18 protein-coding genes are annotated in these 18,720 nt (G+C 46.9%); 11 read left to right on the top strand and 7 right to left on the bottom strand.

Annotated features, from left to right (window positions below):
- Positions 1-488: 488 nt before the first annotated feature.
- The 4 genes from QUF61_RS13310 to QUF61_RS13295 all read right to left on the bottom strand — a co-directional run bounded on the left by QUF61_RS13310 (position 489) and on the right by QUF61_RS13295 (position 3,433).
- Entirely contained in the window at positions 489-1,073 is a 585-nt protein-coding gene (locus tag QUF61_RS13310; RefSeq protein WP_289682107.1) for a ubiquinone biosynthesis accessory factor UbiJ, read from the bottom strand.
- Positions 1,074-1,083: 10 nt separating this feature from the next.
- A complete protein-coding gene (gene ubiE, locus QUF61_RS13305) occupies positions 1,084-1,923 on the bottom strand; it encodes a bifunctional demethylmenaquinone methyltransferase/2-methoxy-6-polyprenyl-1,4-benzoquinol methylase UbiE (RefSeq protein WP_407080061.1) in 840 nt (279 codons plus the stop codon).
- Positions 1,924-1,939: 16 nt separating this feature from the next.
- A complete protein-coding gene (locus tag QUF61_RS13300; protein ID WP_103919993.1) occupies positions 1,940-2,311 on the bottom strand; it encodes a gamma-butyrobetaine hydroxylase family protein in 372 nt (123 codons plus the stop codon).
- A gap of 492 nt (positions 2,312-2,803) precedes the next feature.
- Positions 2,804-3,433, bottom strand: coding sequence for a histidine phosphatase family protein (locus QUF61_RS13295; protein WP_177428416.1), 630 nt, complete (start codon positions 3,431-3,433; stop codon positions 2,804-2,806).
- 845 nt (positions 3,434-4,278) lie between these two features.
- Between QUF61_RS13295 and gloB the strand changes: the two genes are divergently transcribed.
- The 6 genes from gloB to QUF61_RS13265 all read left to right on the top strand — a co-directional run bounded on the left by gloB (position 4,279) and on the right by QUF61_RS13265 (position 10,617).
- The gene (gloB, locus tag QUF61_RS13290) at positions 4,279-5,058 is read left to right on the top strand and encodes a hydroxyacylglutathione hydrolase (RefSeq protein ID WP_289682106.1); all 780 of its coding nucleotides are present in this window, start codon (positions 4,279-4,281) and stop codon (positions 5,056-5,058) included.
- A gap of 67 nt (positions 5,059-5,125) precedes the next feature.
- Complete coding sequence (locus QUF61_RS13285) at positions 5,126-7,462, top strand: tetratricopeptide repeat protein (RefSeq protein ID WP_289682105.1); 2,337 nt, start codon at positions 5,126-5,128, stop codon at positions 7,460-7,462.
- A 14-nt stretch (positions 7,463-7,476) separates the two neighbouring features.
- Positions 7,477-7,779: a J domain-containing protein gene (locus tag QUF61_RS13280; protein ID WP_289682102.1), complete on the top strand. Its 303-nt coding sequence runs from the start codon at positions 7,477-7,479 to the stop codon at positions 7,777-7,779.
- Entirely contained in the window at positions 7,776-8,432 is a 657-nt protein-coding gene (locus tag QUF61_RS13275) for a nucleotide exchange factor GrpE (RefSeq protein WP_289682101.1), read from the top strand. Before QUF61_RS13280 ends, QUF61_RS13275 begins: the two co-directional genes overlap by 4 nt.
- The gene (locus QUF61_RS13270) at positions 8,429-10,210 is read left to right on the top strand and encodes an Hsp70 family protein (protein WP_289682100.1); all 1,782 of its coding nucleotides are present in this window, start codon (positions 8,429-8,431) and stop codon (positions 10,208-10,210) included. Before QUF61_RS13275 ends, QUF61_RS13270 begins: the two co-directional genes overlap by 4 nt.
- The gene (locus QUF61_RS13265; RefSeq protein WP_289682099.1) at positions 10,210-10,617 is read left to right on the top strand and encodes a hypothetical protein; all 408 of its coding nucleotides are present in this window, start codon (positions 10,210-10,212) and stop codon (positions 10,615-10,617) included. Before QUF61_RS13270 ends, QUF61_RS13265 begins: the two co-directional genes overlap by 1 nt.
- A 186-nt stretch (positions 10,618-10,803) precedes the next feature.
- Here the strand turns inward: QUF61_RS13265 and QUF61_RS13260 are convergent, their stop codons facing one another.
- The gene (locus tag QUF61_RS13260; protein ID WP_289682098.1) at positions 10,804-11,457 is read right to left on the bottom strand and encodes a retropepsin-like aspartic protease family protein; all 654 of its coding nucleotides are present in this window, start codon (positions 11,455-11,457) and stop codon (positions 10,804-10,806) included.
- A 16-nt stretch (positions 11,458-11,473) separates the two neighbouring features.
- Entirely contained in the window at positions 11,474-12,313 is an 840-nt protein-coding gene (locus tag QUF61_RS13255) for an outer membrane protein assembly factor BamD (protein ID WP_286019298.1), read from the bottom strand.
- A 27-nt stretch (positions 12,314-12,340) separates the two neighbouring features.
- Between QUF61_RS13255 and rluD the strand changes: the two genes are divergently transcribed.
- From rluD to hrpB, 5 genes are all read left to right on the top strand, one after another.
- A complete protein-coding gene (rluD, locus tag QUF61_RS13250) occupies positions 12,341-13,297 on the top strand; it encodes a 23S rRNA pseudouridine(1911/1915/1917) synthase RluD (protein ID WP_289682097.1) in 957 nt (318 codons plus the stop codon).
- A 45-nt stretch (positions 13,298-13,342) separates the two neighbouring features.
- Positions 13,343-13,477 (top strand): hypothetical protein, encoded by a 135-nt coding sequence (locus QUF61_RS13245; protein ID WP_289682096.1) that lies wholly within the window; start codon positions 13,343-13,345, stop codon positions 13,475-13,477.
- A gap of 189 nt (positions 13,478-13,666) precedes the next feature.
- Positions 13,667-13,960, top strand: coding sequence for a hypothetical protein (locus tag QUF61_RS13240; protein ID WP_289682095.1), 294 nt, complete (start codon positions 13,667-13,669; stop codon positions 13,958-13,960).
- Positions 13,961-13,979: 19 nt separating this feature from the next.
- Complete coding sequence (locus QUF61_RS13235; RefSeq protein ID WP_289682094.1) at positions 13,980-14,333, top strand: toxin-antitoxin system TumE family protein; 354 nt, start codon at positions 13,980-13,982, stop codon at positions 14,331-14,333.
- A gap of 70 nt (positions 14,334-14,403) precedes the next feature.
- Complete coding sequence (hrpB, locus tag QUF61_RS13230) at positions 14,404-16,911, top strand: ATP-dependent helicase HrpB (protein WP_289682092.1); 2,508 nt, start codon at positions 14,404-14,406, stop codon at positions 16,909-16,911.
- Between the two features lie 52 nt (positions 16,912-16,963).
- Here hrpB and QUF61_RS13225 read toward each other — a convergent pair whose 3' ends face one another.
- Positions 16,964-18,556 (bottom strand): inorganic phosphate transporter, encoded by a 1,593-nt coding sequence (locus tag QUF61_RS13225; protein ID WP_103920007.1) that lies wholly within the window; start codon positions 18,554-18,556, stop codon positions 16,964-16,966.
- Between the last annotated feature and the right edge of the window lie 164 nt (positions 18,557-18,720).

Here is an 18,720-nt window from a genome sequence, read left to right as displayed (position 1 = left end):
CTCTAATTTAATATTTGGCATGATTCACTTGGTTGGTGAAGTGGATGATGCCTATATTTAAACGTTATATTGCTGTTTAATAAAGTTAATTATTTAATTTTTTTGAATTTACGTCACGGATTCAGGTAATAGAGCTTCAACAGGTTATTTCGCAATGCATTTGAAAGGGTTTATTAAAAACCCTGTATGTGATTTATAGGGTCTAATAGGTTGATTGAACTTATAATCAATATTGCTATAAAAAATAAAAATATCAATAAAAGAAGGCACAAAATAAAAAGCATAGCCACTGTTGTAGCACTTGGATAATTGGGTGAAACAGGGGGGGCAAGATAGTAATTTTACACAACTTTGAAGCTTAGCTTCGAATGGAACTGCCAGAGCAAAGACCTGACAGGTTTTTAAAAACCTGTCAGGTCTATGGAACGCTCGATTTCATAGGGTTTTGCTGCTGTCGTGTAAGTGTAATTGGTAGGCAAAGCTCTGCTCTAGGAGGCTCTATCAATACGCTGCTCCAAGCGTTCTAAATCATCGCGCAAGCTATCAACCTCGTTCATGAACACATCCACTTCGGCTTTGCTGGGCAATAAATGGCGTTCTTCCTGGAGAAACTCCACCAGGTTTTTCTCAAACTCCTGATGTTTTTGCTTATGTCCAGCATGTAAATCCGTCAACCAGCGATTCAGGCCATGTCCGGCAACATCGCCTAAGATTTGCGCAAATAACGCTTCCCAGTCGATTTCCATGCTGCGCAGGAAATCCATCCACGCCATAGCCACGCTGTGATTACCGCTAAGGTGGATATTAAAAGCACTCAGTGGACTGGCGGGTGGGCTGAGCAAATAGCGCAACAGACTGAACGGCAGGGCGTGCAGTTCTGCTTGCAGGCTTTGTGGCGGCTGTGCCAGCACTTGTATACTTTGCGGCTGGGCGACCAGATACCAATGGATGTCCACGCCCTCCAGTATAATACCCAGGTCTTTAGCGATTAAATGCTGGCTTTCCCGCGCCGCGAGACTATCCAGCGCCAGGGTTTGATTAAGCAGGGTTTCTAAAATGCTGTTGCTGAGCATAATGCCAACCTTAGAACTTATAACCGCTATGCAGCGCGACCACGCCACCGGTCAGGTTATGATAAGAACAACGCTCAAAACCAGCTTGTTCCATCATCTGCTTTAAGGTTTCCTGGTTTGGGTGCATACGGATGGATTCTGCCAGATAGCGGTAACTTTCCGCGTCTTTGGCAACCATTTCACCCAGGCGGGGCAGAATCTGAAAGGAATACAGATCGTACATTTGTTTCAGCACGGGCAGTTTCACTTCAGAAAATTCCAGCACCAACAAACGCCCACCGGGTTTTAACACCCGAAAAATGGATTCCAGCGCCGCTTGTTTATTGGTGACGTTACGCAGGCCAAATGCCATCGTTACCAGATTAAAATGATTGCTGGCAAAGGGCAGGGCTTCGGCATTGGCCTGTACATAATTCAAACCCTGAGTCAAACCTTTATTAATCAGGCGATTACGGCCTTCTTGCAACATCGCGGCATTAATATCTGAAAGTATGACCTCACCTTCAGGCGCGACCAGTGGCGCAAAAGCGGCTGCCAGATCGCCCGTGCCACCCGCCAGATCCAGAATTTTCCAGCCGGGATGTACCCCCGCCAGGTCGATGGTAAAACGTTTCCATAAGCGATGAATGCCCAGCGACATCAAATCATTCATCAAATCATAATTACTGGCAACCGAATCAAAAACCTGACGTACCCGCTGCACCTTTTCCGCTTCCGGCACCTGCTCAAAACCAAAATGGGTGGTTTTTTCCGTATCTGCCACAGTATCGGCAGCCTTATCAGCACCCTTATCAACAATAGGAGGGGTATCAGTGGCGGCTTCACTAGATGCGGGAGAGGCTTGATTCATGGCAACGATGCTCCGGTTATGAAGTCGGGGCGCGTTTTCCGCCAGCGGCTTCCAGTTGTTTTAAGTAATCGGCCCATAGTGTATCCTGATCCACGCCCAGGTGGTAGAGCCATTCCCAGGAATAAATGCCGGTATCATGTCCATCATCAAAATGCAGCACGATAGCATAGTTGCCAACCGGCTCAATTTTCTCGATTTTAACGTCCGCTTTACCGATCTGTAATACCGCCTCATCTTCTGAATGACCGCGCACTTCGGCAGAAGGCGAATACACCCGCAGAAACTCTGCACTAAATTCAAATGCCTGCGCATCACCAAAACGGATATTTAACATCCGGCTTTGTTGATGGTATTCAATTTCCGTAGGGACTGGAGTTGTTAAAGCCATTGTATTTCCTTGTGAGTAGAATATGGAATTTAAAAAAACCGGGAAGAGCAATGCAGCAATGGTGGGGGCGAGGTGGGCATTCTTCAATAAAACTGAGGAGTGAAGATGAAATAAGTGCAGGAACTGGACGCAGGATTTTTATTCATTTATCCGCCAGTGGATCGATTTAAAGGAGTCCAATCATGGGATTGGGCATTTCTCACATCCAAGCCGAGGCCCTGGCTCCTTTGAAAGGGTTGCAAATTTCCCGGAGGAACAAGCACAATACAATGTTCTTGCTACCTTTCTCTCGTTTCCACATTCCACGTCACTGCAATATGAATTGCGATCTTTTCGCTGAGGGATAACACCCCCTTGAAGGGCTGTTATCCCTAATCACTACTGATACAGGACTACCACACTTTTATCTGAAAGTTACAATCCAAGCATAACCAGTTCGTGCTGATTTCGCAATTATCCAGCCCAGGCGGTTGTTGAGGTATTCATGTTTAATCAACAAAATCCCCGCTCATCAAGATGGCGTATATCGCCCCAGCATTCCATAAACCAGGCTGACTCCGGTGAATAGGTAAAATGGGCAATAGCCGCGTTATCAACCCGGAAATGTTTGACTTGTCTCAACGGGATGCCCAGCGTGTAGCGCAACAAACAGCCAATGACGCCACCATGCGTGATAACCAATACATCTTCCCCCAGATGTTGATTGGCTAAGTCTTCCAGACATTGCAGGCTGCGGGAACAAAAACTTTGCTGGCTTTCCCCGCTTGGTATGGTGAAATGGGGATCATTGGAAAGGTAGGCATGGTGGGAAGCCGCATCCAGGGCTTCCGCTTCAACATGGGTTAAACCCTGGAAAATCCCCAGGTGGCGCTCACGTAAACAAGGCAGATACGTGGTGTGTTGTACGCGCTGCCCCATAGCGATAGTCATCGTTTCTCTGGCACGGCTTAAATCGCTGCTATACAGTGCTGCAAAACGTTGGTTTTGTAAATTTTTTGCCAGACAGCGTGCCTGTCCCTGCCCCTTGACAGATAAGGGACTGTCCGCCTGACCCTGGATGCGACCTGCTGCATTCCAGTCCGTTTCAGCCTGGCGCACGACCACTAAATGGCAAGCATTCATGTTGATGACTCCTTTTAGGAACGAGGATTTTATAATTCCCGAAACCAAGCTGGCCTTTTTCTCCATTTTCTGCGTTATGAAAACAGTTACATAGCTCACTATGCGCCTGTTTTCATGCCTTGAAAATGAACAAAAATCCTGCGCCCGGTTTCGGTTCTTATTTCATCCTCGTTCCTTATTTTTTATCCACTTTAGTCTTTAAAGTGGATTCAGCAAAAAGAGAATGCAATAATCGTTGCAACTCACTGTTGCCACCCCTGCATCTCTCTCTTTTCTGGGGGAATACCATATCTATAGATTGTCCGCGCAAGGCATAGGTGATGCCATGATAATGGGCATCAGCGGCATGTTTAAGCCGATATTTCCCTTGCAACCGTTCCAGAAAACCTTCTGCCGCCAATTGCTCTAGGACAGGCTCCTAGGAGGCTGTCCGAGAACACAAGACCTACTGCGGAAAAGCTGGATTTGGTCAGATTTCTCCCTTATTTTCGTTAAATATACCCAATATTCGCCTCAAATAATGAAAAAATCTGCCTCAAACCAGCTTTCCCTCGCTACGGCCTCTGTTCTCGGACAGCCTCCTAGGTAGGCTCTGGCCTGCTGGGTGCTCAACTGATAATTGTGCTGCAAGGCACTGATTTGTGGTGGACACTTGCCTTTTAGGAACGAGGATGAAATAAGAACCAAAGCCGGGCGCAGGATTTTTATCCGTTTTCAAGGCGTGAAAACCGGCACATAGTGAGCTATGTAACGGTTTTTACAACGCGGAAAACGGGTAAAAAGAGCAGTGAAATGGGAGTATTATTTGTTGCGAGTTACCTTTCATCAGGATAATGGAGATTTTTATGTTACAAATCACAGCAATACCTGCTTTCAGTGATAATTATCAATGGTTGCTGGAGGAGGCGGATACAGCATTTGCCTGGGTGGTTGATCCCGGTGATGCAAATAGTATTTTGCAGGTTTTGAAGAAAAAGCAGAAAAGCTTAAAAGCAATTTTGATTACCCATCATCATTGGGATCATGTTGATGGCATTACCAAACTATTAGCCCACTATCCCAATATCCCGGTGTTTGGCCCCCAACAGGAGTCGATTGCGGGTCTTAATCAGCCTTTGCAGCAAGGCGATCAGGTGCAACTGCCGGAAAGCCAACAGGTGTTCACGGTATTGGATACACCGGGACACACCCTTGGGCATATTGCTTATTACACGCCCGGACTGTTGTTTTGTGGTGATACGCTGTTTGCCTGCGGTTGTGGTCGTGTATTTGAAGGCACGATGGCGCAAATGCAGCAATCACTGGCAAAGTTGCGAGACTTACCTGATGAGACTCTGGTTTATTGCGCCCATGAATATACTTTGGATAATATTGGTTTTGCAAAATGGGTGGAGCCGGATAATGCTGATTTATTAACCAGGGAAATCAGTGTTCAGGAGCAACGTAAACAGGGTAAAGCCACAGTGCCGAGCTTACTGAGCCTGGAAAAACAAACCAATCCATTTTTACGTTTTGATAAAAGCAGCGTGATTCAAGCTGCTGAATCTTATGCGGGGAAAGCGCTGAACAGTCCGGCAGAAGTTTTTGCGGCTTTAAGACAATGGAAAGATCGGGAATATGACTAAAAAAAATTGCAATTTTTGATAATGAGATATAATTCTTTAACTTTTTATAACTTGCTTATTTTATATTATGTCACGTAAGAAAAAACATGCGCATCACAAAGTAGTTGCCACATCCCCTGAACATCTTGAAAAAAAAGCGCGGCAGCAACTGCAATCAGGTGCTTATAAAGATGCTATTAATAACTATAAACGCTTGCTGAAAATAAATCAGCAACCGGATTATTTAGATGCGCTGGGTGAAGCTTATTGGTTAGCTGCCGAGTCTCAAGCAGCTAAAGGTTTGTACAAAGAGGCGGTAAATTTATGGGAAAGCCGCGCGCATAGCTGTCAACAACATTCGCATTTGCCACGTTATATAACATGGCTGCTGGCTGCGGGGGCTTATATTAAAGCCATACGTATTTTCAACGCGCCCCCTGTTGAGCTGAACCGGGAAGAACAAACGCATTTAACGGCTATGATTGGTGCGCATTTGTTAGCGGCAGATCAGCAAAATATCGTGGCAATGCTGGATGCAGATTCACCCCTGGCTAAAGATTATCCCATCGCTAAAGCTGCATTAAAAGCCTATTGCCAGGGCGATGAAAATACACTTGCCAGCAGTCTGAAGGCCATTGGTTCACGTTCGCCTTATCGTGATTTTCGCCCCGTCCTTAATGCGCTGTTGTCTTTGGATGCAGGACCTCAGGAAATAGAGCAGCGCTTATCCCGGCTTAAACCCGATTCACCTTACCTTGCATTGGGTCGTATGCTCCCCTTGCTGCAACAAGAAGGTGCATTGTTTATAGAAAGCTATCAAAAACTTGGCCCGGCACAGCAGACTTTTGTTGCTACCTTGCAAGGCTGGGATAAACGACAGTTACGTTTGCTGGGTGATTTTCGTAAAATACAGCTAAAAGGGGGGGATAAGGCATTATTTGACTTTATTGTAGCAAATAAACGGTTTTTTGGTGAGCAAGAGAGTGCATATTTTTGTAAAGCTTTACTACCTTATCTCAATAAAGCAACGGGCATATTTGAACGTCATTTTGGGGCCTTAAGCCAGGCAGAAAAATATCGTCTTGAGGCTTTGTCCTGTGAACACCGCAAAGATCATTATTTAGCAGAGAGATCCTGGCGGCTTTATATTGATAAGCTTGAAATGGCATCCCCGGCAGAAGAAACCGATGTGGATTTGAAAATTGCTTTAGTATTACGCCATTTGAATAAAGACTTGCCTGCAAACGATCCTGGTGTTCTGCATAATCTGGAAACCAGCTTAAGTCTTGATCCCAATGACAAGGCCAGCTATTTACACTTAATCAGCGCCTATAAACAATCCAATTATAAAAAGTCTTATCAATCCTGGGTAGCGGCGGCTTTGCAGGAATATCCCGAAGATATTGAGATATTGCTGGAAGCCGTAGCAGCGGCAAGAACCAAAAATGCACATAAAAAAGCAGCGGGCTTTGCCAAAAAAATCTTAACAATTGATCCCATTAATGCCAAAGCACAAAATTTCCTGCGTTCATCTCATGTCGCGCATGCCCGCAAACAATTTAAAGTCGGCAGATTACACTTGGTGCATAAGGAGTTAGCTGCCGCTGAGCAATGGGAACGCAATGGTCAGGAGAGTGGTGTTCTCAGCATTAATCAGGCTTTACTGGCATTAGAGGAAAACCATAAGGAGCAAGCTAAAGCACTGCTGCAAACCGGCATTAGCCAATCCGGCGGTAATTTATGCGCTTATTTACGTCTTTGCACCGAAGCGCTGTGTGTTGATGTAAAACCCAGTGCATTAGTGTCTTTAATGCCGGAAATCAAGAAAATAAGCCCGAATAAAACCGAAGTTATGCTCCTGGTCGCTGTGTTGCAAGCCTATTATGAAGAGGGTATTGGTGCATTGCTCATTGATGCGCTGGCTGAAATCAGTCCGATCTTAAAAAAATCTCTGAAGCAGACACTTTCTGAAACGCAATGGTACAACCTGGCTGAGTGTTTCCTGACTCTTGAAGCTTATGATTTATTAGAATACTGTACCCGCCAAGCCTTAAAACAACAGGATTCTAAGCCATTGTTGGTTTTTTATGAAATCAGCGCAACGCTCAGAGGTCAGCAGCAGCACTTAACTTATAATATGCACTATCGTCTGGTTGAAGCCGCTGAAGAAGCACATGATATGAATGATTTGCGTACGGCAGCGCGTATTGAGCAGATTATCAAGCAACACGCTGGACTCCCCTTCGCTGACACGGGCTTTGATGATGATGATAATGACTTTGAGGAAGCAGAGAATAACGTCATTGAAGGTATCGTCAACATGATAAAAAGCCTGTCACCATCAGAACGTAAAAAAATACTCAAAGATATGCCACCTGAAGTGAAATCGCTACTCATGGATGCAGGCGTAGATATTGATTTCTAACAGAGACAACAACAATGCAATCACCTTTTGATATTTTAGATGTGGCGGAAGATGCCGATGATGCAAGCATCAAAAAAGCGTATTTACAACAAGTTCGAGCCTATCCGCCAGAGCGCTACCCCGAACAATTTCAGCAGATTCGCGCCGCTTTTGAAGCGATTGCCAGTAAACGCCAGCGCCTGGTCTATCAGCTATTTTACAATGAGCCGCCACACAGTGAAGCGCTGATGGGACATGTACTCAAGCACAATAATACACAGCAACGACCCACAGAAGCGCAGTTTATGCAGGCACTGGCAGAGAGCCTCAAAGCATGACAGGCACTGGAAAAGAACAACTTTTAGCACAGTTTTCCAGCTATCTGGATGCAGTCGAGCCGGATATTGAGGCGGATAAAGAAGCCGATCTGTTTTCGCTGTTCACAGAAATGGCGGCCTTGCGTAATGAGGTTAAAATCGAATCACGGCAGTTCAAATCTGCTCTGGAGGAATTTAAACAGGCTTTTACGGTTTTGCAAAATAGCCATGAGCGCCTGAATACGGAACTTGCGCAAAGCAAGCAGACCCAACAACAGGCACTGGATAAAATCAGCAAGACCCTGCTTCTGGAGTTTCTTGAGCTTTATGACCGGTTAGATGCCGGTTTGTGTGCATTAAATGCGTTTCAACCCAAATCTCACTGGTTTGGCACTTGTGACCAGGAGCAGCATTTTATCGCCAGTATCCAGGAGGGGCAGGCAATGACGTTGCAACGACTAGAGCAGATATTAGCGACACATCAGGTCAAGGCAATTGATAGTTTTGGTCGTATTTTAGACCCCCATCGCATGAAAGCGATTGAAACGATTAAAGATGAAGCGCATGAAGACGGCACGGTGGCTGAAGAGTTTCGTAAAGGTTTTACCTGGAACGATGAAGTACTGCGTATGGCGGAAGTTAAAGTTGTTAAAAACCAGAAGGTTGAGAGATGAGTGAAATAATTATTGGTATTGATTTAGGTACAACCAATTCTGAAGTGGCTGTGGTGGAAAACGGCAAGGTCACGATTATTGAAGACCAGGGTGATAAAATGTTGCCTTCCTTTGTCGGCATCAGTGATAACAACGAATTACTGGTCGGTGAATCCGCTAAAAATCAATACATACTGTACCCTGAGCGTAGTATTAAATCCATTAAACGCAAAATGGGGGAAGATAGCAAAATCAATATGGCGGGACAGGACTACAGCCCGCAGGAAATCTCGGCGATTATTCTTAAACGCCTGAAAGCCATTGCCGAAGCTTACCTCAAACAAAGTGTCAGCAAAGCGGTGATTACTGTTCCAGCCTATTTTTCTGACACTCAGCGCCAGGCCACGCGTGAAGCAGGCGAAATTGCGGGTTTAGAGGTGATGCGTATCATCAACGAACCCACTGCTGCGGCATTGTCTTATGAGACAGCACATAAAGCCCATAAAAAAATATTGGTGTACGATTTGGGCGGTGGTACTTTTGATGTTTCCGTGGTGGGGGTTGAGGATGATGTGGTTGAAGTCCTCGCCAGTCATGGTAATAACCAGCTTGGTGGTGATGATTTTGATGCCAAAATTATCGAACACATTTTACAACACCTGGATGAAAAATACCCCGGTCTGGATGTCAGCCAATCACGTAAAGCCATCGCCCGTATAGGCCGCGCAGCAGAACTGGCTAAATGTAATTTGTCCGACAACCCCTTTGCTGCCATCCAAGAGGAATACCTGGAAGAACATGATGGCGCACCCGTACATTTATCACTGGAACTCTCCCGCAATGACTACGAAGTCATGATTGACGACTATGTTGAAGAAACGCTGGAAGCAGTGCATACGGCTTTGACGGGGGCTAAACTAACAGTCTCGGATATAGACGAAATCTTGCTGGTAGGCGGCAGTACCCGCACCCCTTTAATCGGTGAACGCTTGCAGGAAAAATTCAAACTTCAGCCCCATGCTGAAATTGATCCCGACTTATGCGTTGCTGCCGGTGCTGCTATCCAGGGCGCGATGATTGCGGGCAGTGATGTTTCCGCCGTGCTGGTAGATATTACGCCTTATACCTATGGTACCAGTGCGCTTGGCAATCTTGGCGGTATGATGTATGAGCATAAATATATCCCGATTATTCATAAAAATACCCCCTTACCCGTCAGTAAATCAGAAGTTTTTTATACGCTGTATGATGGTCAGAAAGTCGTGGAGGTTGATGTTTATCAGGGTGAAGCGACAGATGCGCTGGATAATATCGAAATTGGCATGTTTAATATTGAAGGTCTGAGCGATGTACCGGAAGGCAACGAAATCATGGTTAAACTGGATTTGGATTTAGACGGCGTATTAAATGTTAAAGCCTGGGAAAAGTGTACCGGCCTGGAAAAATCCATCGTTATCGAAAACGCGATTGCCCGGTTTGCAGGCGCAGAACTGGAAACAGCCCGTCAACGTATTGAACATATTTTTGATACTAAAGAGCAGACGGCAGATGATGGTTTTATCGAAGCACATAGTCAAACTGAAGCTTCCGAAATCACCCGTCAACATCAAGCAGTTATCCAGGCGGAAGCCTTGGTGGAAAAAACCCAGCGGATGCTGGATCAGGCTTCCAATGATGACCGTGAAGATATGCAGCGGCTCATGGGTATACTTAAGCAAGCAATTGCCGACAATGATATTGCCGGATTGCAAGAACCTGAAGCAGAGCTTGCCGATATACTCTATTATCTGGAAAGTTGATGGAACGCTGTCCCATTTGTCGGGCGCGTCTCAAAAGCGACCCGGTTTGCCCGCGCTGTGGCAGTGACCTCAGCCAGGTCTTGTCCAGCGCGGCAAAAGCGCTGGCACTGCGCGACCAGGCTTTGTTATTGGTAGCTCAAGGAGAAACCGCCAGTGCCTTAAGATTGCTCCAACACAGCCTGTTATTAAAACGTGATCCGATGCTCGTTGCACTACAAAATTTTCTGTTAGACAAACAACTGCGTCAGGCGGTATCAGCGTTCAAACAACAAGGTTATACGGAAGCATTGTCTATGACAAAACAAGTGCTGGATATCAAAAAATTACCACTGGCTTTGGCTTTGCAGGAAATGTTATTTGATAAGCTGAATGGAACTGTCCAAGAACTTGATTTTTCAGAAAACTAAAATTTTAACTAATTGAAAAATAAAAATTAAATTTTCAAAAATCAGCTATTTTGCTATTCTTGGACAGCTACTTATTTACTTGCTTTCCGTGCCCTCTGGCACGGTTGCGATTGCTTTAGCCGCTGGCGCAGTTACTTGCGGATAGGTAAAAAATATTCAATGCGACAAAAATTTTTTTTATTTTTTTTATTTTTTTTGTAAGTCCATGTAATGACCGCCACGGTGAATTTCCAAATTTCTGAGGAAACTCATGCCCAACAGAACTTCAGTGGGATAATTACCTTTAATCACCACGGCTTCGACATAATTTTGCTGAATATTACCGATTTTTACTGAATTTAAGGTGATTAAATAAGCTTCTTCAACACCGCCTGCTGTGCTGACTTGTAATTTTTGACCCTGTGAATAATCCAGGCCAATAGATTTTGCCATGCGTTCACTTAAGGAGACTGAGGTTGCCCCCGTATCAATTAAAACAGGCAGACTTTTGCCATTAATCTGCCCTGTTGTATGAAACATGCCTTGATTATCGGCAAAAAGCCGAAAGCGATCAGCTTTATTTTCCGGGGCTTTAGCAGAAAAACCGGCTTGTATGCCTTCATCCAGCGTGTAACGATAATGCCTGCCTTCAATTTCCAGCGTTGCTTCCAGACTGTCTGAGCGAATCAGCTTAACACCCTGATGGCTGTCACCAGCGCTGAGCGTGACAGATTCCCCATTCACGCTGGCAACAATTTGATTATCCATCAGGCCATAGATCGCGATATCAGGTAATGCCTGAACCTGTACAGAAAACAAACAGCCTAAAAACAATATGATTGTTTTTTTTATTGAAAACATAAGGCAATCCTCATATTTATGCGGGAGGTGTTTTACTTATCGGCTCATCTAAACCTTCAGCTAATTGATTCAGTTGCACATGGTTTGGATAATTATGGCGTAACACTTGTAATGCGGTTTTCGCTAAATCCAGATAAGCCATTTCTTTATACGCGCTCACCATGATGACTAAGGCATCCGGCACCACAATCGTGCGGTCATAATGCTGCACCACGTATTGCGCGCGCTGAGCCGCTGCCAGATAAGCCTGGCGACGCATATAATAGTCGGCAACATGTAATTCATAAGCAGCCAGATTATTACGCAGGTAAACTAAACGCTGGCGGGTGTCATCGGCATATTCGCTGTCTGGATATTTGCGCAGCAATTCGGAAAGAGAACGAAACGAGCGCAGGCTGGCGGCTTGATCGCGTTCACTGTTGTCAATTGGTAAATAACGCTGTAATAAATCAAAATTCTGGTTAAAATCAGCCAGCCCTTTAATATAATAAGCGTAATCAACGTGTGGATGACGGGGATAGAGTTTAATAAAACGCTCAGCGGCAATCACAGCAGATTCTGGCTCTTCTGATTTATAATAGGCATAAATCATATCCAGTTGCGCCTGCTGGGCAAATTTACCCAGGGGGTAACGCGATTCCAGAATCTCATAATAACGGATGGCGTGTTCATAATCGCCCCCAGCCAGTGCCGTTTGCGCCGCCTGTTTGAGTTGTTGCACCGACCAGCCACGGGTTTCATCTTTGATGGAATCCACCGAGGCGCAGGCAAACAGCATAGACATCAGTGCGCCCATGACAGCCAAACGCATTAATTTTCCAAAGCTTTGCTTTGGGGTTTGCATCACAATTTGCATAAACAATCTTCCAGCCAGAAAAAGAACATGTCAGAAAATATACATATTAACACGAAAATTCCTCTGGAAATGCGCGGTCAACGACTGGATCGGGCGCTTGCCCAACTTTATCCAGAATATTCCCGCGCCCGTTGGCAACAATGGATACGCGAGGGCCTGTTAAAAATCAATGGGCATACGGCAAAACCTAAGGCTAAGTTATTGGGTGCAGAGGAAATTGAACTCAGGGCAGAAACCATTGTTGAGGTGCCCTGGGTTGGACAAAATATTCCCTTAAATATTGTTTATGAAGATGAATATCTGATTATTGTCAATAAACCAGCAGGGCTGGTAGTACATCCCGGTGCCGGACAGCCGGATCATACCCTGGTCAATGCCTTGTTACATTACGCGCCGGAGCTGGAGCATCTCCCCCGCGCCGGTATTATTCATCGCATCGATAAAGAAACCACGGGCTTATTGGTGGTGGCGCGCCAACTTTCCGCGCATACCGTGCTGGTGCAACAATTACAGCAACGTGCATTTTTGCGGGAATATCTGGCGCTGGTGCGCGGTGTCTTAATTGCCGGGGGCACGGTGGACGCACCGATTGGTCGCCATCCGCGTCAGCGGGTGAAAATGGCAGTGGTTAACGGTGGCAGAAACGCTATTACGCATTACCGCGTGGCTGAGCATTTTCGTTTTCACAGTTTATTACAAGTCAAGTTGGAGACCGGGCGTACCCACCAGATTCGGGTGCATATGACCCACCTGGGACATCCTCTGGTTGGTGATCCGGTGTATGGTGGGCGTTATCAGGTATTGCCCGATTGCCCACAGGCTTTACAGGATAATCTGAAAAATTTTAAGCGCCAAGCGTTACACGCTGCAAAATTAGGACTGAAACATCCCAAAACCGGGGAAATGCAGCAATGGCAAGCGCCGCTGCCTGATGATATGCAGGATTTATTGGTACAACTGCAAGCGGATAGGGATGTACAATGAGCGTGACAATGAACAATGGGATACATGAGAGAAACTGGAGTCACCATGATTACTTACAGCAAAGACGAGCTCATACCCGCTGGAGAACTGGCAAAACATTTGAGCAAATTCCTGAACAGCCTGAAAAACCACCGACATGACAAAATTGCCGTGGTGCGTAATGATCGTCCTGAGGAGTGAGAATTTTATAACTTCAGAAACTTGGCTGGTCTTTTTCTCCATTTTCTGCGTTGTGAAAACAGTTACATAGCTTGCTATGCGCCTGTTTTCACGCCTTGAAAATGAATAAAAATCCTGTGCCCAGTTCCTGCACTTATTTCATCCTCACTCCTGAGGCAGTAATGCACCTGAAAGATAAGGAATTCCAGAATGCTTAAACTTGAAATCACCACTGATAAACACCATAGCGAAAAACTGATTCAACAAGCTGTCGCTGCAAAAGTTCAGCGCTTGATGCTGGGCTTGCGCAAGACGGATAAAGCCTTACGTGCTTTTGAAACTAAATACCAACGTACTTCCGCTGACTTTCTGCACAATGGCAGCGCTGAAGACTTGGCGGGCGGCGATGCCGATTACATCACCTGGTTGGGTGAGTTTAAGCTGCGGGAACGTATCCAGGCGGACTTGGCAGAGTTGCAAGCGGTGAAATATGTGGTTAAGTGACTACGCCGCTGATTTGAGCATGGCGATAAACGGTTTCGCCGCTACCGGCCTGATTCTGGATTACGAACTGACAACCGATATCCGCACCGATACCCTGGGGCTTATCAAAGGCAATTTGACTTTCGTGGACGAGTCCCGGTTATTTTTCACCGAATATCTGGATACCGAGAATGAAATCGAGAAGTTGGCGTACTCGTTTCATTATCAAACCCGTGACCATACGTTGATTTTTCGCTACGATAATGCCGCACACAAACCGGCTTTAGAATTTGCGCATCACAAGCACACACAAAGTGGCATTGAGCCTGCCAAAGTGCCGGACTTGGCAGGTGTTGTTGAAGAAATATTCGGGCTGTTGGAGAAAAGCGTATGAAATACCTCATGAGAACTGACTTTACAGTTAAAGGCTGGCAGTAGATGTAATCTGTACGGAATTAAGTCTCATGTCCTCCACCTTACCCATAGAAACCATACTGCCTGATTTAAAACACAATCTGGCGCATGAAAGCGCCGTTGTGTTACAGGCCCCGCCGGGCGCGGGTAAAACCACGCGGATTCCATTGGCGCTGCTGCAAGAAAACTGGCTGCGCGGTCAAAGCATACTGCTGCTGGAACCACGGCGGCTGGCTGCGCGCGCGGTGGCAGATTATATGGCGAATCAGCTTGGCGAGCCAGTCGGCAAAACGGTGGGCTATCGCATTCGCCTGGAAAACAAGATTTCCGCTGACACGCGCATTGAAGTTGTCACGGAAGGCATACTCACGCGCCGCTTGCAGCAAGATCCAGAACTGCAAGGCGTGGGGCTGGTGATTTTCGATGAATATCACGAGCGTAATCTACACGCGGATACCGCTTTGGCCTTTTGCCTGGAAGCGCAGCAAGTGTTGCGCGAGGATCTCAAACTGCTGGTGATGTCAGCCACCCTGGACGCTGGCGCAGTCAGCCAACTGCTGGATAACGCGCCATTGCTGAGCAGTGCCGGGCGCAGCTTTCCGGTATCCGTCAGTTACCACCCGCCCAATCATGAACGGCAGTCTATTGCAGCGCACATGAGCCGGATGCTGCAACAGATTTTGTCGGAACAAGCCGGTGATATACTGGCCTTTCTGCCCGGTGCCAAAGAAATCCACCAGGTACAAACCCAGTTGCTGAATGATTTACCTGCAAACGTCAGCCTGCATCCGCTGTTTGGCGACTTGTCTCATCAGGCCCAGCAAGCAGCAATTCAACCGGCACCAACGGGGCAGCGTAAAATTGTACTGGCAACCCCCATTGCCGAAACCAGCCTCACCATTGAAGGGATTACCGTGGTGGTAGACAGCGGCTGGCGGCGCAGCCCGCAATTTGATCCACGCAGCGGCCTGACCCGGCTGACGCTGCAACGCATCTCCCGCGCGGCTGCCGAACAACGCCGGGGGCGCGCCGGGCGACTGGCACCGGGGCATTGTTATCGACTCTGGTCAGAAAGCCAACAAAACGCGCTGGCAAGCCATACACCAGCAGAAATCAGCCATGCCGATCTGGCACCGCTGGCGCTGGAACTGGCGCAATGGGGCAGCGCAGCAACTGATCTACGCTGGCTGACACCACCACCGGCAGGCGCTTTGGCGCAAGCCCAGCAATTATTGCAACAATTGGGGGCGCTGGATGAGCAGCAACAGATAAGCGCCGCTGGTAAAGCTTTGCTGCAATGGGGCACACATCCGCGTTTGGCGCATATGCTGGCAACCGGACAAAATCTGGGCTGGGGGGAACTGGCTTGCGATCTGACCGCCTTATTGTCGGAACGGGACATCCTGATACATCGCCAGGAACGTGATGCCGACATGCACCCGCGTTTGCAGGCGCTGAATTTGTTTCGCAAGCAGGGGCGCAAGGCAGCACTGCAATGTGGCGCAGACCCGGCGCGTTGTGCGCGGGTTGCGCAATTAGCCAAACATTGGCGACAGAAATTAAAACAAAAGCGCCAAATACCGCCGGAAGATGCTGCGGGTATTTTACTGGCCTGCGCTTATCCTGATCGTATTGCTGCTCGTCGTGCTGCACAAAATGAACGTTATCTGCTGGCGAATGGGCGTGGTGCGCAACTGACTTCAGCCCCGGCAGGTGCGGATTATCTGGTTGCCGCGGCGCTGGATGCGGGACAGGGTGAAGCCTGGATTCATCTGGCTGCCCCCCTGCAACGCAGCAGTTTTGAGCAGTATTTACCGGCTTTATTGGAAACACGTGAAGACATTGGCTGGAACAAGCACGAAGGTGCTATCGTAGCGGAAGAAGTGCTGGCACTGGGCGCCTTACGCCTGGAAACTCGAATACTGACAGACATCCCCACAACGCAGCGCCTGGCTGCATTGCTGGACGGCCTGCGCCAGAACGGTCTGGAGGTATTGCCGTGGACACCGGACAGCCGCGCCTGGCAGGCGCGTGTGCAGAGCTTGCGCCTCTGGTTTCCAGAACAAAACTGGCTGGATTGCAGCGATCAGGCGCTGCTGGAAAATCTGGAACAGTGGCTGGCACCCTGGCTAAATGGCATGAGTCGGCTCAGTCATTTGCAAAAACTGGATATGCTCAGCATTTTGCGCAACCTGTTGGACTGGTCTCAACAACAGGCCGTAGAACAACTGGCCCCCAGTCATTATCAGGTACCCAGCGGCTCACGGCTGCGCTTAGAATATAACCCCGGCGCATCCCCCGTGCTGGCTGTACGTATCCAGGAACTGTTTGGCTTGCGGGAAAACCCGCGCATTGCCAACGGCAAAGTCCCCTTATGCCTGCATTTACTGTCCCCGGCACGCCGCCCGGTACAAATCACGGAAGACCTGGCTAATTTCTGGGCCAATACCTATACCGAAGTTAAAAAAGAACTCAAAGGCCGTTACCCCAAGCACGACTGGCCCGATGACCCACTCAGAGCAACGGCATTGCGCGGGGTGCGCCGCAAAAAAACTTAGTGGCTTTAGCAAGGCTGAAAAAATTGTAAGCCACTAACTGTAAAGTGTTTTTTTATAATGCTTTATCCATTATAAAATAAATTGATGCCGCCAGTATGCCAGAAACCGGTACGGTGATTAACCAGGCTGCCACAATTTTAAGCAGCATATCTTTTTTCAAGCAGCGATCTTTTTCAATTTTTGCAATTTGTTTACACTCTTTTTTGCTGTACTCCAACTTATTATTCAGCGCATCTTCCAACGCATCTTGTTTGTCTTCCAAAGCCATGCATAGCTGTTTTAATATTTGAGGATCAGTTTCTGCATTAATTTTTGCCTGCAATTTATCGCATTCTTCTTCCTGTTGCTGGATATGCATTTTTTTGATTTCTTCCATGCTATGTTCATAGCCTGAACACAAATACATGCGCAGGAAACCCACGCCAAACACGCCACCGATGGCAATATGCGTGGAACTGACTGGCAGCCCCAACCAGGAGGCGATAATTACCACAATCGCTGAAGCCATGGCAATTGACCAGGCACGGGCTTGATCCAGTTCGGTGATTTCACTACCCACGGTGCGAATCAGTTTAGGGCCGTATAAAGCCAGACCCAGGGCAATACCCAATGCACCAACCAACATGATCCACAAAGGAATGCTGGCTTTTTTGGCCACTTCTCCAGTCATTAAAGCATCGTTAATTGCAGCCAGCGGCCCAATGGCGTTAGCGACATCATTAGCGCCGTGGGCAAAACTCAATAAAGCGGCTGCAAAAATCATGGGAATGGTAAATAAGGTGTTAATTTCCTTGCGCTCATTTTTGAGTGTTGTAGCGGCTTTGGTAATAATCGGGCGGGTTAAAAAATAGGTGACAGCGCCTGTGCCTGCGCCAAGCATTAGTGCTGTCAGCATATCCAGTTTAATAATTTTTTTGATACCCTTCATTGCAAGGTAAGTGACAAAAGCAAAGCCCATCACTGCCAGTAAAACGGGGACAAAGCGGCGTGCCGCAGCAACCATGTCCTGCTGATGAAAAATATTGACTTTAATAGCATATAAAAACAGCGCTGCGATAATACCGCCTAAGATGGGTGAAATCACCCAACTGGAGGCAATCATGCCCATAGTTTTCCAGTTCACAATATTCCAGCCCGCAGCCATGATGCCCGCACCCATAACGCCGCCGACAATCGAGTGTGTGGTTGAAACTGGCGCGGAAACGGCGGTGGCAATATTCAGCCAGATCGCGCCCCCCAACAAGGCTGCCAGCATGGCGCGGATAAATATGGTTGAGTTATCTATCATATCAGGGCTGATAATGCCTTTTTTGATAGTGCTAACCACGTCTCCACCTGCAATCAAAGCACCGGCAGATTCAAATATTATTGCCAGGATAATGGCACCCGTCATGGTTAAAGCCTTAGAGCCTACCGCCGGGCCAACGTTATTAGCGACATCATTAGCGCCAATATTCATTGCCATATAACCACCCACCATGGCCGCAATGGCTAAAAAGGTGACCTGGGGAATATGACCTTTATTGAGATAGGTGAAAATCAGCACCAGCGTCATAAATAACAAACCTGCACCTAACTTAAAAAAGTCAGTGCGTGATTGCTTAATGGCTTTATTGCTCAGTTTATTGATGACTTTTGCTTCCATGTAAAGACTCCTGAAATAGATTTTTATTGTTTTTAATTTGTGGGAAGTAGCAATTTAAAAAACGGCACAAGCTTAGCATTTTGAATCTAAATAATCTGTACTATCTGAATCTATGACATAAAATCTAAAAATATCTCAAACTCTGCATATTTATTCTATACTTA

The sequence above is a fragment of the Candidatus Venteria ishoeyi genome (assembly GCF_030378065.1).
Taxonomy (GTDB): Bacteria; Pseudomonadota; Gammaproteobacteria; order Beggiatoales; family Beggiatoaceae; genus Venteria; species Venteria ishoeyi.
Note: the sequence above shows the minus strand (reverse complement) of the source record. Positions and strands in the feature narration are given on the sequence as shown.

Bases quoted from the DNA above. Each gene is read 5' to 3' on its own strand.
- QUF61_RS13310 (WP_289682107.1), bottom strand. From the start codon at position 1,073: ATGCTCAGCAACAGCATTTTAGAAACCCTGCTTAATCAAACCCTGGCG.
- ubiE (WP_407080061.1), bottom strand. From the start codon at position 1,923: ATGAATCAAGCCTCTCCCGCATCTAGTGAAGCCGCCACTGATACCCCT.
- QUF61_RS13300 (WP_103919993.1), bottom strand. From the start codon at position 2,311: ATGGCTTTAACAACTCCAGTCCCTACGGAAATTGAATACCATCAACAA.
- QUF61_RS13295 (WP_177428416.1), bottom strand. From the start codon at position 3,433: ATGAATGCTTGCCATTTAGTGGTCGTGCGCCAGGCTGAAACGGACTGG.
- gloB (WP_289682106.1), top strand. From the start codon at position 4,279: ATGTTACAAATCACAGCAATACCTGCTTTCAGTGATAATTATCAATGG.
- QUF61_RS13285 (WP_289682105.1), top strand. From the start codon at position 5,126: ATGTCACGTAAGAAAAAACATGCGCATCACAAAGTAGTTGCCACATCC.
- QUF61_RS13280 (WP_289682102.1), top strand. From the start codon at position 7,477: ATGCAATCACCTTTTGATATTTTAGATGTGGCGGAAGATGCCGATGAT.
- QUF61_RS13275 (WP_289682101.1), top strand. From the start codon at position 7,776: ATGACAGGCACTGGAAAAGAACAACTTTTAGCACAGTTTTCCAGCTAT.
- QUF61_RS13270 (WP_289682100.1), top strand. From the start codon at position 8,429: ATGAGTGAAATAATTATTGGTATTGATTTAGGTACAACCAATTCTGAA.
- QUF61_RS13265 (WP_289682099.1), top strand. From the start codon at position 10,210: ATGGAACGCTGTCCCATTTGTCGGGCGCGTCTCAAAAGCGACCCGGTT.
- QUF61_RS13260 (WP_289682098.1), bottom strand. From the start codon at position 11,457: ATGTTTTCAATAAAAAAAACAATCATATTGTTTTTAGGCTGTTTGTTT.
- QUF61_RS13255 (WP_286019298.1), bottom strand. From the start codon at position 12,313: ATGCAAATTGTGATGCAAACCCCAAAGCAAAGCTTTGGAAAATTAATG.
- rluD (WP_289682097.1), top strand. From the start codon at position 12,341: ATGTCAGAAAATATACATATTAACACGAAAATTCCTCTGGAAATGCGC.
- QUF61_RS13245 (WP_289682096.1), top strand. From the start codon at position 13,343: ATGATTACTTACAGCAAAGACGAGCTCATACCCGCTGGAGAACTGGCA.
- QUF61_RS13240 (WP_289682095.1), top strand. From the start codon at position 13,667: ATGCTTAAACTTGAAATCACCACTGATAAACACCATAGCGAAAAACTG.
- QUF61_RS13235 (WP_289682094.1), top strand. From the start codon at position 13,980: ATGGCGATAAACGGTTTCGCCGCTACCGGCCTGATTCTGGATTACGAA.
- hrpB (WP_289682092.1), top strand. From the start codon at position 14,404: ATGTCCTCCACCTTACCCATAGAAACCATACTGCCTGATTTAAAACAC.
- QUF61_RS13225 (WP_103920007.1), bottom strand. From the start codon at position 18,556: ATGGAAGCAAAAGTCATCAATAAACTGAGCAATAAAGCCATTAAGCAA.